12 protein-coding genes are annotated in these 16595 nt (G+C 44.8%); all 12 read right to left on the reverse strand.

Going from position 1 to position 16595, the window contains the following annotated elements; all coding sequences use genetic code 11:
- Window positions 1-14 precede the first annotated feature (14 nt).
- Window positions 15-1562 (reverse strand): transcription termination factor Rho, encoded by a 1548-nt coding sequence (gene rho, locus NM125_RS15180; RefSeq protein ID WP_255135826.1) that lies wholly within the window; start codon window positions 1560-1562, stop codon window positions 15-17.
- A gap of 119 nt (window positions 1563-1681) precedes the next feature.
- The gene (locus tag NM125_RS15185) at window positions 1682-2935 is read right to left on the reverse strand and encodes a bifunctional folylpolyglutamate synthase/dihydrofolate synthase (RefSeq protein ID WP_255135827.1); all 1254 of its coding nucleotides are present in this window, start codon (window positions 2933-2935) and stop codon (window positions 1682-1684) included.
- A complete protein-coding gene (locus NM125_RS15190) occupies window positions 2932-3786 on the reverse strand; it encodes an aminotransferase class IV (protein ID WP_255135828.1) in 855 nt (284 codons plus the stop codon). The genes NM125_RS15185 and NM125_RS15190 overlap by 4 nt, the downstream gene beginning before the upstream one ends.
- Window positions 3779-4306: a TlpA family protein disulfide reductase gene (locus NM125_RS15195; RefSeq protein WP_255135829.1), complete on the reverse strand. Its 528-nt coding sequence runs from the start codon at window positions 4304-4306 to the stop codon at window positions 3779-3781. The genes NM125_RS15190 and NM125_RS15195 overlap by 8 nt, the downstream gene beginning before the upstream one ends.
- Before the next feature lie 38 nt (window positions 4307-4344).
- Window positions 4345-4767, reverse strand: coding sequence for a type II toxin-antitoxin system VapC family toxin (locus NM125_RS15200; RefSeq protein ID WP_255135830.1), 423 nt, complete (start codon window positions 4765-4767; stop codon window positions 4345-4347).
- Window positions 4745-5026 carry a hypothetical protein gene (locus NM125_RS15205; protein WP_255135831.1) on the reverse strand — a complete coding sequence of 94 codons (282 nt, stop codon included), beginning with the start codon at window positions 5024-5026 and terminating at the stop codon, window positions 4745-4747. The genes NM125_RS15200 and NM125_RS15205 overlap by 23 nt, the downstream gene beginning before the upstream one ends.
- Window positions 5027-5122: 96 nt before the next feature.
- Complete coding sequence (locus NM125_RS15210) at window positions 5123-6661, reverse strand: MFS transporter (protein ID WP_255135832.1); 1539 nt, start codon at window positions 6659-6661, stop codon at window positions 5123-5125.
- A gap of 17 nt (window positions 6662-6678) precedes the next feature.
- Window positions 6679-8049 (reverse strand): alpha-amylase family glycosyl hydrolase, encoded by a 1371-nt coding sequence (locus NM125_RS15215; RefSeq protein ID WP_255135833.1) that lies wholly within the window; start codon window positions 8047-8049, stop codon window positions 6679-6681.
- 13 nt (window positions 8050-8062) lie between these two features.
- Window positions 8063-10429, reverse strand: a complete 2367-nt coding sequence (locus tag NM125_RS15220) for an alpha-amylase family glycosyl hydrolase (RefSeq protein ID WP_255135835.1) — start codon at window positions 10427-10429, stop codon at window positions 8063-8065.
- 12 nt (window positions 10430-10441) lie between these two features.
- Window positions 10442-13333 carry an alpha-amylase family glycosyl hydrolase gene (locus tag NM125_RS15225; protein WP_255135837.1) on the reverse strand — a complete coding sequence of 964 codons (2892 nt, stop codon included), beginning with the start codon at window positions 13331-13333 and terminating at the stop codon, window positions 10442-10444.
- A gap of 10 nt (window positions 13334-13343) precedes the next feature.
- Window positions 13344-14357, reverse strand: a complete 1014-nt coding sequence (locus NM125_RS15230) for a LacI family DNA-binding transcriptional regulator (protein ID WP_255135838.1) — start codon at window positions 14355-14357, stop codon at window positions 13344-13346.
- A gap of 77 nt (window positions 14358-14434) precedes the next feature.
- Window positions 14435-16570, reverse strand: coding sequence for a T9SS type A sorting domain-containing protein (locus NM125_RS15235; RefSeq protein ID WP_255135839.1), 2136 nt, complete (start codon window positions 16568-16570; stop codon window positions 14435-14437).
- Window positions 16571-16595: the final 25 nt, after the last annotated feature.

Raw genomic sequence — 16595 nt, forward strand, 5'->3', positions numbered from 1 at the left:
TTCCAGACACCACTCTACTTATTCATCGAAATCAGAAACTCTTCGTTGTTCTTCGTGCCTTTAATTTTCTCGAGCAGGAAGTCCATGGCTTCAAACGGACTCATATTCGTGAGGTAGCGGCGTAAAAGCACTACTTTTTCACGTTCTGCATCTGAAACCAGCAATTCTTCGCGGCGGGTTCCACTTCGGAAAATATCAATGGCAGGATACAGACGACGATCTGAGATTCGGCGATCCAGGTAAATTTCCATGTTACCAGTTCCCTTGAATTCTTCGAAGATCACATCATCCATGCGAGAGCCGGTATCAATCAAAGCAGTAGCAAGAATGGTAAGCGAACCGCCGTTTTCGATGTTCCGTGCAGAACTGAACAACTGGCGGGGTGCTTTGAGGGCTTCAGAATCCACACCACCGGTCATGGTTCGGCCTTTGCTGGAAGCGGTGATATTATAAGCTCGTGCAAGCCGGGTGATGGAGTCCATCAGTAGCAGTACATCATGTCCGCTTTCAACCAATCTCTTGGCTTTTTCAAACACAATCTCGGCCAATCCAACATGATTTTCCGGGCGCTCATCAAAAGTAGAAGCCACAACTTCAGCCCCTTTAACATTTCGCTCCATTTCGGTCACTTCTTCCGGACGCTCATCAATCAACACAATCAAAATTTTGGTATCTGGATGATTTGCTGAAACAGCATTCGCGATATTCCGGAGAATAGTCGTCTTACCGGTTTTAGGCTGCGCAACAATCAATCCACGCTGTCCTTTACCTACCGGGGCAAATAAATCAATAAGTCGGGTTGAATGATTTTGTGGATCAAACTCCAGACGATAACGCTGATCGGGATGAACCGGAAGCAGCTCTTCAAAATCCTGACGGTTGTCCATGTCGTGTGGAATACGGCCGTTCACTCCTTCAATGCGAAGCAGTGCAAAATACCGCTCTCCCACTTTGGGTGGACGAATGACCCCAATCACTACGTCTCCCTGCTTCAGTCTGAATCTCTTAATTTGTGAAGGCGAAACGTAAATATCGTCCGGGCTGGCTTTGTAATTATAGTTTACCGAGCGCAGAAACCCGTAGCCATCGGGAAGTATCTCAAGTGTTCCTTCATTGAACAGGTAAGGGCCTAAATCCGGCTCCAATTCCTTAATGCGTTCTTCCAGGGAGGTTGCGTCCGATTCAGGCAATTTATTGTGCTCGTGCCCTTTTCGGCGCTTCTTATTTTTATGCTGATGCTTTTTCTTAGAGGAATTATCGTCTTTCTTTTCCTCTTTTTTATATGAAACGATATGAGACTGACCACCATAACTCTTCATTTCCGATTCTTTTTCAGCAGAATCGTTCTTTTGGCGATCATCTTTTTGATCAGAAGCCTTGTTATCAGATGAATTTTGATCCTGGGCTTCTTCTCGTATTCGTTCAATAAGCTGAACTTTACGAATTCCGGTTACCCGTTTAATTCCAATTGACTTGGCTAATGTTTGTAATTCGTGAAGCTTTTTCCCCTCTAAGGATTCCAACTCCCCGGCCGAGATTCCGGCGGTTTCATTATCTGACATAAAATGTGGCTGTTATAAATATATGATTCTTACTGAATTTTGGGGTGAACATCGGGCTGCCCTATTCCGGCAGCATTATTGGACATTCAATCAGGTAAGGATAAATAGGCGGTGAGAATTTATGATACGTTTGTTGTCCACCGCTTAACGATGGGATAAAAGTAAAAACTTCCCATAAAAATTACTAACTCAGTCTTTAATTCATTTAAAATAATTTCTTTATCGTTTTCCGTGATTAATTCTGCTTCTATAAATTCACGAATATCCCCAAATTTTGCTGCTCTTTCCCCTTCCTGCTCCACAAAGTACGCCTTTTTAAATCCCTGCAATTGTTCCTTGAACTCCGGGGTAATCTTGTCTTTCATGCAGGAAAAAACCAATACCACTTCCTGCATGGGTTTCATTTCTTCCACTGCACTGAGAGACGATTCCAGTGCCTGTGCATTATGAGAGCCGCTGAAATACCATTCAACCCCAGGGTTCAGCTTCTCAAAACGGCCGGGTGCCCCTGTAAAAGATTCGATTGAACGTATAAGCTGTTCCTCCTTCACTTTAAATTTGGCGTTCAGAATATCAACTACCTTCCAGACCATTGCTACATTCCACTTATTTATGGACTCCTTGAATGTAGTCTTAAGCTGAACCGAAGCATCATTCAGTGAAATAACGCCATCCTTCCATTTGGGTTGCAACCTTTCAGCCTTATATAACTGTGCATCCTTATTCACAGCCACGTTAGAAATTTCGTTTAACGGGCTTCCCGTGATATTACCCAGCACCACCGGCTTGTTCTTTTTTATGATCCCGGCCTTTTCCCGAGCAATTTCCTCAATCGTATCCCCCAAAACATTTTGATGATCTAAACCAATGCTGGTAATAACTGATACTTCCGGGGAAATGATATTGGTGGAATCCAGGCGGCCACCCAGCCCCGTTTCTATAATTGCCAGATCAACCTCCTCTTTGGCAAAGAAACAAAATGCCAGTGCGGTGCTAATTTCAAAGTAGCTGAGTTGAATTTCTTGAAGAAACTTCGCTGATTCCTGAAAGAATTCAAGCAGCTGAGCGTCTGTAATTTCTTCCCTATTCACTCGCACCCTCTCGTTATAACGTAACAGATGAGGAGAGGTAAACAGCCCGATTCTATAGCCTGCATCCGCATAAATTTTCTCGAGTAAATAGCAGGTGGTCCCCTTACCGTTGGTCCCCGCTACATGAATAGATGGGTATTCATTCTGTGGATTTCCCAGACGCTCACAAAATGTCCTGATCTTCTCAAGCGAGAAATTGGCGGCCGAAGTACCCGACTTTTGAAACATGGGAATGGAGTCAAGAAAACCCCAGACGTCTTCGATCGTATTGAACGGCTTCATTCCTGAAACTCCTTCACCTTCAGCTGTTCGAAGCCAATTTTGACCTTCATTACCAGCGGGTGGTTGACCTCAAACCGGGTTTTGTCCAGGGAAATTATTTCCGCTATTTCCAATAGAGAATTCGTGCAGAAAACAGCTTCCGCCTGCCCGATATCTGAAAGAAGGTATTCTGACTCTTCGAACGGGAGTCCAAGTGAACGAATGACATCAAGAACCAACGACCGGGTTACACCCGGAAGTAAATCACATGCCGGGGATGGCGTGTACACCTTGCCCTCTTTTACCCAAAAAACGTTAGCTGAGGTTGTTTCACTGACTTTATCGCTGACAGTAAGCATCAACGCATCATCGCAGGAGTGCTTTACAGCCTCCTGAGCAGCCTTCACATAGTTCAACCCGTTACTGAGCTTATATTTGCGTTCGAGGGCCTCAGAAGGAATACAGCGCGTTTCTGCCACCGACAGCTTTATCTCTTTTTCTTGCGTTGGGAACTCCGATGCCTGTATCATCCAATGAGCATCTTTTGTTTTGGGAGCATAGCCTCTCCCTCCATCTCTCCAGCATTGAATGCGAATCATAGCTTCATCGTGTTCAAGCTGATTCTGTTTCAATAACTTATGAACCTGATTCCGTAAATCTGGGGAAGAAAACGGAGCATTCATATCAAGATAGTTGAGCCCTGATTCCAAACGCCCGATGTGCTCTTCCCACCCTAAAAACTTTCCGGCATAGCTTCTAAGTGTTTCAAAGCAACCATCGCCATACATCATCCCCCGGTTTAATGGAGAAATAACGGCGGCTGATTCTTGAATCAATTCGCCATTCAAAATCATGTACTTCGACCTACTCATCCAAATGTACCTTTAGTGAATCGTATCCTACTCCTTTTTCATAACCGATTTGGGAAGTTATGATTCGGCCATCTTTATCAAATAAGATATAACTCGGAAAACCAGGAACCTTAAGGTGATTGAACAAGTGCGTACCGTCCAGGTAGGTAAAACCGGGATATTCGGGGACTTCCGGGAGTGATTCTTCAGCATCTTTTACCAGACCGGCAAGCACAACCAGCGAATCATTTTCGAGGGTGTATTTCTGGATCTCATCCAGCATGGATATGGACTTATCCGACCAGCTGGCCCAAAATACCAGCAAGGCTGTATTCCCTTTTTGATTTGCTACGGAAGTGGAATCGGCTGAATTCAGTACCCGAAGCGGCATGATTTGCAGCGAGTCGGAAGTGGCGATATTTTCGTTAAAACGTGTGCGTTGCTTTCGCTCAAAATTAAAGGAAGAAAATACAATGACCAGCATGGTAATGACGGCCACTGCAACCATAAAAGGAACAAATTGCTTTTGCTCTAAGCGCATATTTTTTGAGGGAAGATAGAGAAGATTATACTTCTAATTCACTGCTTATACGGAGAAATTAAATCAAGAGGATTTCCCTTTAAATCACGGTATATATGGAAGTCAAAGTCTAAGGTAAAAATCTGTGCATTATTTGAATCTTCTACTAAAGACAGAATACTAATATCACCCAAAGAGGCGTCATTGTCACTATATTTAAGCACCTGCTTATGGATATAATCCATGTTCTTTGGATATGCTTCTTCAACATCGATGAATCCTTCTTCAATTGTTCGAAAAAGTCCCTTAATGCCATTCGGAACTTTTCTAAGGATGTGAAAAGCTTCTGAAATTATAATGGAGGTGGTGACAAGGTTTTCTTCTATTCCGCTGATTTTCTCAGAAGCCCATAAGTGATGCTGGTCTCGCCTATTTAAAATTGCTACGATCGGACCCGCATCAATGAAGACTGTCTTTGCCAAAATCTTCCATGTACTTAGGATTAGTGGATAAATCTCTTGGCCCGTCTTTAATAATTCCAACAAGGTGTTGCATTCTATCTAATAAAGAGCCCGGTTTGGCTTCAATTTCATACTCCATGACTTCTTCATTCACCAAATTCATTACTACTTCTTTTTGGGATTGCCCCTTCCTTTCTGCAAGTAGTTTAATCTTGGCTTTTTCTTCAGGCGTTAACTTCATCCCAAACCAGACAATATCTTTTTTGTCTTTTGCACTCATCTTTGACTTATTATTTCATTGTTGCAACAAATTTATAACAAAGTTGCAACAGAGTCCACTAAATTTTCAATATCTACTTATTGATATGTTAGCGAACTAATTGGCTTCTGTTTTTTCATCCACATCATCCACAAAATACATAGTGGCTGCGGCAATAATCATCACGATGCCACCAAGAACCAAAGCATAAACGGCCTCTCCCCCAAAGTATGTACGGGTTACAAATCCCAGAATGGTTGCAGCCAGCAGTTGTGGAAGCACAATAAAGAAGTTAAAAATCCCCATATACAGTCCCATTTTTTGTGCGGGAAGAGATCCGGCCAGGATTGCATAGGGCATCGCCAGTATGGAAGCCCAGGCCACCCCTACTCCAATCATCGAAATGATGAGCATCATCGGATCAGAGATGAAGTAAATCAAGATCAAGCCGATACCGCCCAACACCAAAGATAAAGCATGTACCCATTTGCGGCTCAAGAGCTTAGCTAAAGGAGCTAAACCAAAGGCGACAATCGCAGCGACGCCGTTGTACACACCAAACATCACACCTACCCAGTCGGCCCCTTCATTGTAAGGCATAGAGGTTGTATCGCTGGTTCCGTAAATGTGAGCCGTTACTCCGGAGGTAGTATAAATCCACATGGCAAATAAGGCAAACCAGGAAAAGAACTGGACTACGGCCAGCTGCTTCATGGTTTTTGGCATGTGGATGAAATCATGCATTACCACGACCAGTCCGTGTTGGGTTTTACCGCCTTTCTGAAGCAGTCCTGCTACCAAAGAAACCAGACCCGCAGCAATCAAACCGCCCGTTGCCACATACACTTCTTTCTCAAGTTCGTATGCAAAAGTGAGATACGTAGTGATTGCCCCGACAACGGTAAAAATGATTCCCAGATTGATTTTATTCTGCCCCTTTCCGGCTTCGATGGGAACTTCGCGGAGCACAGATTCATCTACTATTTCTTCTTTCTCTGCTTCTTCGAAACGTTCAAGTTCTTCCGGGCTGTATTCTTTTGTACGGAAGACCGTCCAGGCCACCGCACTGATGAAAGCTACCGCCCCCAGGTAGAACGACCATTTTACGGAGGGAGGAATAATTCCTTCAGGGGCTGTATTTGCCACTCCGAACCAGTTACTCAGCATCCATGGTAGAGCGGATGCCACCACAGCTCCGGTTCCGATAAAGAAACTCTGCATGGCAAAACCTTTTGTCCGCTGCTCGGAAGGGAGCATATCCCCAACAAATGCCCTGAACGGCTCCATAGATACATTTATGGAAGCATCCATGATCCAAAGCATGCCCGCTGCTACCCAGAGAACGGGCGAATTCGGCATTATCACCAAAGCAATAGAGGCTGCAATGGCACCAAATAAGAAATACGGGCGGCGACGGCCTAACCGCGTCCAGGTTCGGTCACTGAAATATCCAATGATTGGCTGAACCACAAGTCCCGTTAAAGGAGCTGCAATCCACAGTATGGGGATGTCATCTACACTGGCACCAAGCGTTTCAAAAATACGGCTTACGTTTGCATTCTGAAGAGCAAAGCCAAATTGGATCCCCAAAAAGCCAAAGCTCATATTCCAAATTTCCCAAAAGCTAAGGCGAGGGCGTGTGGTAGATTTTTCCATGCTTCCTGTATGATTAATTATTTAACAAAAATAACCCATTGGTTGGGGCCGAAACTGATCTCTTGCGAGGTAACCATTAAACTGGTGGAATTGTAGGTGGTGTACGATTCATCAACCCCTACTTCTGAAAGAGGTACACTTTTCCGATCGCTGCTGAAATTGAGAACCACAACAACTTCACTTTCATTTTTTTGGCGTTTGTAAGCTAATACTCCTTCTGAGCCTTCAGGAACCCGGATAAACTCCAGATCTCCCCCAAAATCTCCATTCCACAAAGCGGGAGTATCTCGTTTCAGGCCTACAAGTGTTGTGTAAAAATCCTGATACTTATACTCTTTCCATTCAATCGGGTCTTTCTCAAAGAATTCAAGCTGCTTGTCTAATCCTGATTCCTGCCCGTTATAAATCAACGGCATTCCATCGATGGTTGCCGAAAGTACCGCGAAGTTCTCGAAATTATCCCCATACATTTGTGGATCAGTTCCATTCCATGAATTCTCATCGTGGTTGGAGGTGAAATACATGCGGTAGGAAGAGGAAGGAAAGTTGGCTTCGGAAGCCTGCATCAGGCTATCCAAATCCTGAAATGTTTGATGCCCTGCTGCAATTTCACGAATAGTATGCGCATACTGCCAGGCATAATTCATATGAAAAGCCTCTTTTACCAATTCAGGCTCGCCATCTTCAGCCAGCATAAACACCGGTTTAATCGTGTTCAGAGAATCAATAGCTTCTTTCCAGAAGTCGGTCGGAACCATACCTGCCACATCACATCGGTATCCATCAATATCAAATTCACGCACCCAGTATTCGAGGGCGTCGGTCATAGCTGCCCGCATTTCTTCGTTCTCATAATCGAGCTGAATTACATCAGACCAATCGGTACCTCTTGGAGGCATAAAGTTTCCTTCCTCATTCAATTCGTACCACTCCGGGTTTTCGGTCCAGGGGTTATCCCATGCGGTATGATTAGCCACCCAATCTATAATCACCTTAAAACCCAATTGATGGGCTTCATCCACAAAGCGGGCAAAGTCGGCTTTGGTGCCAAAGTTCGGGTTCACGTCTTTATAATCCTGAACTGAATAATAGCTACCGAGCGGCCCCTTTCTATTCTTCTCACCAATGGGGTGAATGGGCATCAGCCATAAAATACGAACGCCCATTTCCCGAATTCTCGGCAGGTCTTTTCGAACGGCTTCAAAAGTACCTTCTTCCGAATACTGGCGGACATTAATTTCGTAAATGCTGGAATTCTTGCTCCATTCCAGCTGCTCTACCGAACTTACAGTAGCTTTGTCTGAATTTTGTTTGGGTTGATTGCAACCGCCAACAATCACACTTAGTGCCAGTAAAACCGGAAGCAGGTTGTTTATAAATTTCTTCATGAACTTAGTTTTCTTATAGAATTAGTATTTCAAAACTGTTTGATGGCAGGGTTACTTTGAGTACCCCGTCCTCTATCACAAAATCGTTTCCGAATTGGGCTTCCAGGTTTGAGTAATCAAATTCATTCCGCAAAAGCACCTCTACCACCTGCTGTTGATCTGATTTATTGAAGGCAGCAATTACCTGCTCCTCGAAATATGCTCTGGAATACGCCAATGTATTTTCTGTAACGGTGTGGAATCGAAAGTCGCCATATGTCAGGGTCATTTCAGTGTTGCGAAGGTCGGTTAACGTGCTGTACACGCTCCGGTTCCTGAGTTCCAGTGAGCTGAGCTCGTCTTCCTCAAATTCCATCCATCGGCGGTTATCCGGGTCGTTGGCTCCGGGCTGTCCGTATTCATCGCCCTGGTACGTCACCGGAATTCCCGGAATGGTTTGGTTAAAGACATGAAACATGCTCAAACGGTCGTAGGCAAAAGCCTGAGGATCTTCAATTTCCCGGGTCCAGCCGGCCAGTTTACCGTCTTCGCTCCAGCTTACTTCCCCGCTTGTTAAGGTGATAAACCGGGTTTTGTCGTGATTTCCGGAGATATAGCCCATCAGGTTGTGGTAACCGTAATAGTTAAAACTTTCCTGTAGTTGCGTTTCCAGTCCTTCAAAAGAGTTACCCTGCCCGAAGGTATTCAGTCCGGCATCATACAAACTGAAATCAAACTGGGCATCCAGCATCCCAGAATTGATGTAACTTGCAATCAGCTCACGGCTTCCATAAGTCTCTCCGATCTGGAAAATTTGTCTTCCGGTAGGTACGGTTACGGAGTCTTTGATCTTGCGGGTGAGCGTCCTCCAGAATTCCAGCTGAATATGTTTGGTGGCATCGTGGCGGAATCCATCCAGCTCAAAATCTTTCACCCAATAGAGTGCAGAATCCGTCATTGTTTCAATGACTTCCTCCCGGGAAAAATCCAGTGTAGGCATGAAGGTGTCGAACCAGGTGGTGAGTCGCTGCTCATCCCAAAGCTCTGTATTCAGCCGCCCGTCCGGCAAATAAAGCTCGGTTGCCCAATCCGGGTTTCGCTGATATACAGGGTGAAGTTCATGCACGTGATTGGCTACGTAATCAAGAATCACATTCATCCCGTTTTGGTGGGCTACATCCAGCAGCTCCCTGAATTCCTCTTCCGTACCAAAACGGTCGTCCACTTTGGATGATGACACCGGCCAGTAGCCATGATACCCGGAGAAGGTCGTGGTCACCCCTCCTTTATCCCACAAGCCATACGCATCTTCCGGATTCTGGGTGATGGGAGAAAGCCACAGCGTATTCACCCCGATATCCTTGAAATATCCGCTTTGGATGGTTTGGGTGATTCCCGCAAAATCGCCCCCGTAATAATTCGCTTTAGGGTGAATCTGAGGATCGTCCACTTTTCGGGTATTCGCAGGATTACCGTCTTTAAAGCGGTCAATTAGCACGAAATACATATTCCAGTTGTGATTATCGTGGCGGGTAAGTTCTTCGGTATCCCGTATTACCTTTCCGTAGCTCAGTGGAATTAATACATCATTAGAAAGCCGGCCATTTTCGTAAGTCCAGGCCCGGATATGTGACCGCTCCATACTTTGAGCGTTAGCAGGTATCTCAAAACTGAGAATGTTGTCTTTATAGCGTGTTTCCAGCTGGTAATTTTCCCAGAATACAATCGTGTTTTCTATGGCCGGGGTTTTCAGATAAACCACCGGCTCAGAGTGGTCGTAAGTTTCCAGCATGGGCTTTTCAGCCTCCACATCCCCGACAGTCAGAACGGAGTTCGTTCCTCCCATACCATTGCTTACGGTATTGGGATTTGCCGGATCCGGTGTTTCCTTTCCATCCAGCATCAGGATGTATTGATAGACTCCTTCATTCACCAGCATCGTGGTTTTCCAGACGCCTTCTTCTTTTGTAAAGGGAGCCGCTGCAGGATTCCAGTTATTCATTTCACCTTTTAGCTGAACCGTTTCATACTGCTTACCTTCCGGGTCAAAAGTGATAGTGACTTCCTGTTGATTCGACTTTTTGAGGAGGATATCGTATCCATAGCCATCCACCCAAAAAGTCATAACGTCCAAAGGATTGTCTAACGAACCTGATAAAACCACCTCTTCTCTGTCCTGAGACAAAGCTGCGGACAGTGAAGCCGGCACAACAACGGAATCGATGAGTGAGGGAGAAATAAAGTAATCGGCTGTTATGATGGTGGTTTTATCAAATTCGAGACTAATGGGCGAAGCCTGCCCGATGATCTGTGAGTCTTTCGGTGCGTCTATGTAAGAAGAACACCCCATTGCCCATAAGGCTAATGCTGCTATTGTAAACTTTAAAATCTTATTCATCATGAACACCTGATATTATTTGACCAGCATCATTTTTTGTGTGAAAACCTTTTCCCCTGCCTGCAAACGGTAGATATACATTCCGCTGCCTAAATTATCTGCATTAAAACTCACAGAATAAGAGCTGGCGGCTTTTCTTCCGTTCACAAGCTCCGTCACTTTTCGCCCCAATACATCAAATACTTCCAGCTTTACCACCCCCGCTTTGGCTACATCAAAGGCAATAGTGGTACTTGGGTTGAAGGGATTCGGGTAATTCTGTTTTAACCGAAAGGAATCCGGCAGATCATCGCCTGATGCGTTCTCGGCAGATGTCAGCAATCCTTCTTCGGGAGTTTCAAACTGACGGGTGGTATAAATCCTGAATTCTCCGGGAGCAAGCGTAAACGTCATATTTGGATCACCTACGGTAATGGAAGTCCCCTCAAAGAAGTTATACCACTCACCGGATGCCGGAAAAGTCACCTCTGCATCGGCTTCAGTAACTCCAAAATTCCCGACTACCAATGCATCCGAATCATCATGCTGCAGAACATATATTTTAATGGCTTCACTAAGTTTATATGAAGAAGCATCAGGATTGGTAAACACCGGACTGCTTTTTCTGAGGTTGATCAACGAACTCCATGTTTTATATACTTTCAACCGCTCGTTATCATCGTAGTAATTCCACCGGATGGGTTTCTCGCTTACTCTTCCCGGATCACTGGCCAGGCAATCTCCATTAGAACTGCCGCCGGGCTTCAGGCACTCGTCTTCGCCCCATCCGTAGCCGAGTTCACCGAATTGCCATATCATTTTTGGCCCGGGCATCGGGAAGAAAAATGCACCTACCAGCTTTTGGCGAGCCAGTGCGGTTCCTAAATCTTTGATGTCATAATTACCGGAAGAATTCCCAAATTTCTTCTTTTTCAGCATCAGCCACTGTTCATCATGGCTTTCCATATACCCGACAAGATGCCGTTGCTGAAAACTGCTTCTTGATGCGGAAAGCACCCCAAACAAGTTGGACTTACCATTCTCGTTGTACCCCATGGAGGCTTCTCCGTAGGCAAAATTCATATTGCCCCAAAGCATTACTCCTTTGCCTTCATGAACCCGATAGTTGGCCCACTCTTTTTCTTCGTTTTCGGTTCCCAGATGCTCAAAAATCACAATAAAATCAGGATCAGCCGCCCATTGGTAGTCGGCGTATTTTTTCAACAGGTCAACCCGATCTTGTTGATACGCACTGGTACACGAACCATTACTTTCGGTACAATTTTGAGTAAAGCCTTTGGTCAAATCCCAGCGGAATCCGTCAATTTCATACTCATTGATCCAGTGCTCAATCATCCGTTTTGTGTAGTACTGAGTCGCGGAATACGAATGATCAAAATCGTTGAATACGTTAAACGCATGCCGAGGCTGTGAATTAAAATAATAGTCGTCATCATTTCCATAAAGCTGATAAAGCGGATTTGCACCGGTGGCATGATTCATTACCACATCCAAAATGACAGCCATGTCTCTTTTGTGGGCTTCATCCACAAACTTTTTAAAAGCAGTTGGTGTGCCGTAAAATTTATCGAGAGCCAGGTGATGATTCGGGTTATATCCCCAGCTAAGGTTACCGTCAAACTCACTGACGGGCATCAGCTCAATGGCGTTCACACCCAGGTTTTCGAGGTAATCAAGCGTATCAGTTAACGTCTGGAAGTTTTTTGTTGAAAGGAAATCGCGGATCAGTAATTCGTAAATCACCATCTCGGTTTTTTCCGGTCGCTGATAATCGGTTGCCTCCCATTGGTATTCATCTTTCCCCGGCTGAAGAACAGTTACCCATCCCTGGGTTTTATCTGACGGGTAGGCTAAAAGGTTTGGAAAAGTAGATTCCGGAATATACTGGTCATTAAACGGGTCGAGCACCAATTCTGAATAGGGATCCGAAATCCGCAGTTCGCCATCAACCAGGTACTGCATGCCATATTCCTCACCGGGGGTTAATCCGGTAATTTCAATCCAGTGCCATACGCTGTCGGGATTCAGTGAGTCCTTTTTCATGAGGTAATTCTCATCTACCTTCCACTCATTGAAATCCCCGAGCGCAAACACGTAATCTTTGCCCGGGGCAAATAAGGAAAGCGTAGCTGTGGTACCGTCCTGACTGTAGGTTATCCCATCCTGCAGACCCTGAGGGCGATCGGCTTTTTCAGGGCTCACATCCGGGAGATAGGCAAAGGTAACCGAATCAGTTCGTGTAGCACCCGATTCGGTTACGGCTACCAGTTTGATGGTGTTTTCCCCTACCGTTAGTGAAGCAGAAGATAAATCCGTAATTGAAAATAACTGCCGTTCGGTATCATACTTTCCGGCAAATGAGCCTTCTGAGGTTCCATTCACTATAAATTCCGAAGCATTCAAGTCAATGGGGTCGCTATCGGTTGAGGCAACGGTTGCCCAGATTTCATCTTCCTCTCCCACAATTTGGTTATTGGAAGGCTGAAGCTGAAAAATGAGCGGAGTTGTTACTTCGATGAATGAGTCATTGTTATTTCCGATAGCAATATCGTTTAGCGGATCGGTGAACCACTGCCATTCCGAGCCGCTGGCATTGTACTGCTCATGAAATTTATAAGCATATCCTGATCGGCCCTCATAGGTTGAGTTACCGCCGCCAACTGTCAGGCTGATGGTTTTATACCAAAACCCGTTGGCCTGATCTTCCTCCATTAAAGAACCATCGGTTGTACTGATCCGGCCACTGCTGTTATTTCCCCAGTTATTAAACTCACCAGGAACAAAAGCCCTCACGGCATCATCGTTTGGGTAGTAGCGAAAGGTGACGTCAATGGTGCTTTGGGCTACAGATATACTTTGGGTTAACAAAAAGACGAGCAGCAATAATATTGACTTCAAGTACTTCATGGAGCTTAGGTTAAGCGTCAATTTTCTTTCCGTTTACTTCGGTGGAAGTTCTGGTAATTAATTCCGGTGTATAAATGGTTTGGGAGATAGCCTTGTCCGGTTTGTTCATCCGCTCAATAAGGTTTTGAGTGGCAAAAAAGCCCATATCTCTCATAGGCTGACGAATGGTGGAAAGGCCCATATATTCAGCCAGTTCAATATCATCGTAGCCGATTATGGGAATTTGTTTGCCGGTATCCTGCATGGCTTTGAGTGCTCCCACGGCCTGAATATCTGAGGCACAAAAACAGGCTTCCGGCATCGGATCCATAGTCAGAATTTTAATCATAGCCTCATAGCCGGCCCGTTCGGTAAACCCGTCCCGGTACATGGTATCACCGGTAATTACCAGGTTTTTGTCAAAGGCTATTCCAAATTCGCTCAAGGCTTTTTTATAACCCAAAATTCGATCCTGGATGGGCTTGGACGTCTCCAGTGCAGAAAGCATGGCCACCCGTTGGTATCCATTTTTAAACAAGCTTTTTGCAGCCCTGTAAGCACCCTGGGCGTTATCAACACTCACAGAATCAAATCCTTCGTAGTGTTCATCCACAAGGGTTATGGGGACATTATACTTCTGGAGTTTGCTCCAGTCTTTATCGTTCAGGTGAATGGAAATGAAGAGATATCCTTCTGCCCACCTGCGTTTAAGAACGTGCTCTACCTGCTCCTGAATATCTTTATTCGGGGAAATATTGAAGATGCTAAGCTCGTAATTTTCTTCGCTCAGCTTATCCTGTATCCCTCCCAGTACTTCCATAAAGAAATAGTTCGAGATAACGGGTACTACAATCATCACCGTATTATTCTTACGGCTGGCGAGTCCCTGTGCAAATGCCTGCGGGTGATACCCCATTTCGTCTGCCACAGCCAGAACTTTCTTTTTGGCTTTGTCAGACACGTTGGCGCTGTTATTGAATACACGGGAAACCGTGGCAATACTTACACCTGCTTTTTTGGCGATATCGTATATAGTTGCTGGCAAATCGAGTGTGTTATTGAGAAAAACGCAGGCACCGGTCAAAGTACCTGCGAATAAAGACTTATTATCGAGTAATCAATCTACTTGATTAACATCATTTTCTTGTTCTGGGTAAATGTACCTGCCTCAATTCGGTAGAGATACATTCCAGATGCAAGTTTAGACGCATCGAACTGAACAGTATGCTGTCCGGCTGTCATGCGGCCATTTACTAATTGAGCTACTTGCTGTCCAAGAATATTGTAAACCGTCAACGTAACCTGAGTTGCAGATGGCAACGTGAAGTTAATGTTTGTTGTCGGGTTAAATGGATTTGGATAGTTCTGGCTCAGTGAGAATTCTTCCGGTGTAGTAGTGATATCTTCGTTTTCGTTAGAAACAACTACATCGTTATCACCTTTACCACCGTTACGTACTACAACTGGTCCTTCAGTAGTAGCAAGGATGTATTCGTCATACAGATCATCATAAACAGAATCTCCGCGAACAAATCCACCAAATACTACTTCTACTTTAGAACCGCCGATACGAACATTGTGGTCAGCTCCGAAGCCGGCTTCGTTATCATAACCGTTGATACCTAATTTGAAGGCACCTACACGGGCATCTCCGGCTACAAAAGACTTGGTTAACGTCCACAGAGAGTCTCCGGCAACTGCGTCGTTACCTTCTCCGCTGTCATTAAACTTCAGGTCTTCAGCTCCACCGAGAACTGGGCCCCAATCTTCCCATCCACCGGCCAACAATGGTCCGTTACCGGAAAGGAAATTAATGGTTGAATCCTGTCCACCACCGGCTTGAACATCAGCAGGAAGTGCTGAACTATCTGCAAGGTGGTAGTAAGCTGCACGAAGATCTACCTCAAATACAACATCGGTATCTTCAGAGAATACATCGTTAGGTGTAATTCCATCGAAGTAAGGGATGTTACCATCAGGTGCGTTCTGAGCCAGGTATCGGCCTTCAAACAGTCCCTCTTCAGTAACAGTGATCATTTTGTTATCACCACTTTCCCATGTTACAGATTCATCATCATTCACAATAGTGAATTTATATGCGTAGGTACTTGGGATTGGTTTATCGGTACTGAAAGTAACAGAACCTTCGTAGATACCTTCGGTTTGAGACTCAGTGAGGTTGTATTCTCCAGCACTCCAGTCAGCTTCAAATGCACCTGTAACAGAAACGGATTCTGTTTGTGGGTCGAAGTTTCCGTTCAGTTCCTGAATAGACATGTCTACCTGGAAGAATAACTCAACTTCACCAAAAGTAGCGTTGTTTAAGTCATCGTAATCAAACTCAGGCATTTCCGCTCCGAGGGTAGAATCCATACTTACTGTAAAGGTTCGGTTATCATTTCGGCCTTCATATCCACCATTAATTCTACCTGAATTGGAATAGATGTGATATTTGAAAGCGTATTCGCCTGGCGACAGAACGAGAGCTTTGGTATAAATACCATCTTCATCGCTGTCTGTTAAAGTATCAGCAGCAGTATCCCAGCCGTTCATTGATCCGGGGATAGTAACAAAATCTTCTCCCGGCACGAATGCAGCGGAGTCAATGATATCGTTCATATCAGCCTGGAATGTGATTTCATAGCCGAATGTGTGCATTCCAAGATCAGAAAAGTCGTTCTCATCTTTAACAATCCATTCTGAAGATGCAGCATCGGTTCCAAAAGAGGCTAAAGCAGTAGTGTTACCACTAAATACGTTAGACTTTCGTACCAAGGTGTGATTTTGGGTACCGTTTGATACACCGGCAACATCCCAACCACTTCCGGGATCATTGTCAGGGTCACCAAACACATCTATAATTGTTGTGTCTGTTCCTGAAATATGGATGACAGCACGTGCATCATCACCATTGTGATGAACAGCACTTGGGTAGCTTAGTACTTCATCAGCCATTGTAGTGTCATATAGTGCTGAATCGATTGAGCTGTTTGCAAGAACATATGTTTGGTATGGTGCAAGACTGGCTCCTGTTGGAAATGTATGATAATACTCCCAGCCACCACCATTTACCGACTGTGCAAGTTGGTAGTCATCTAAATTTAGTGTATCACCACTTGCATTAAATAGCTCTATCGCCTTGTTATTACTTGAGCCTTCTATGTACTCAGAAATAATAAGGGCTTCTTGTGCCTGTACATTTACAAACCCTAAAAGGGCGAAAAGTACAGCACTGAATAAGGTTGTAACCTTTTTCATAGTTGCTCCTATGTTTATTGTTATT

Source organism: Gracilimonas sediminicola (assembly GCF_024320785.1).
GTDB lineage: Bacteria > Bacteroidota > Rhodothermia > Balneolales > Balneolaceae > Gracilimonas > Gracilimonas sediminicola.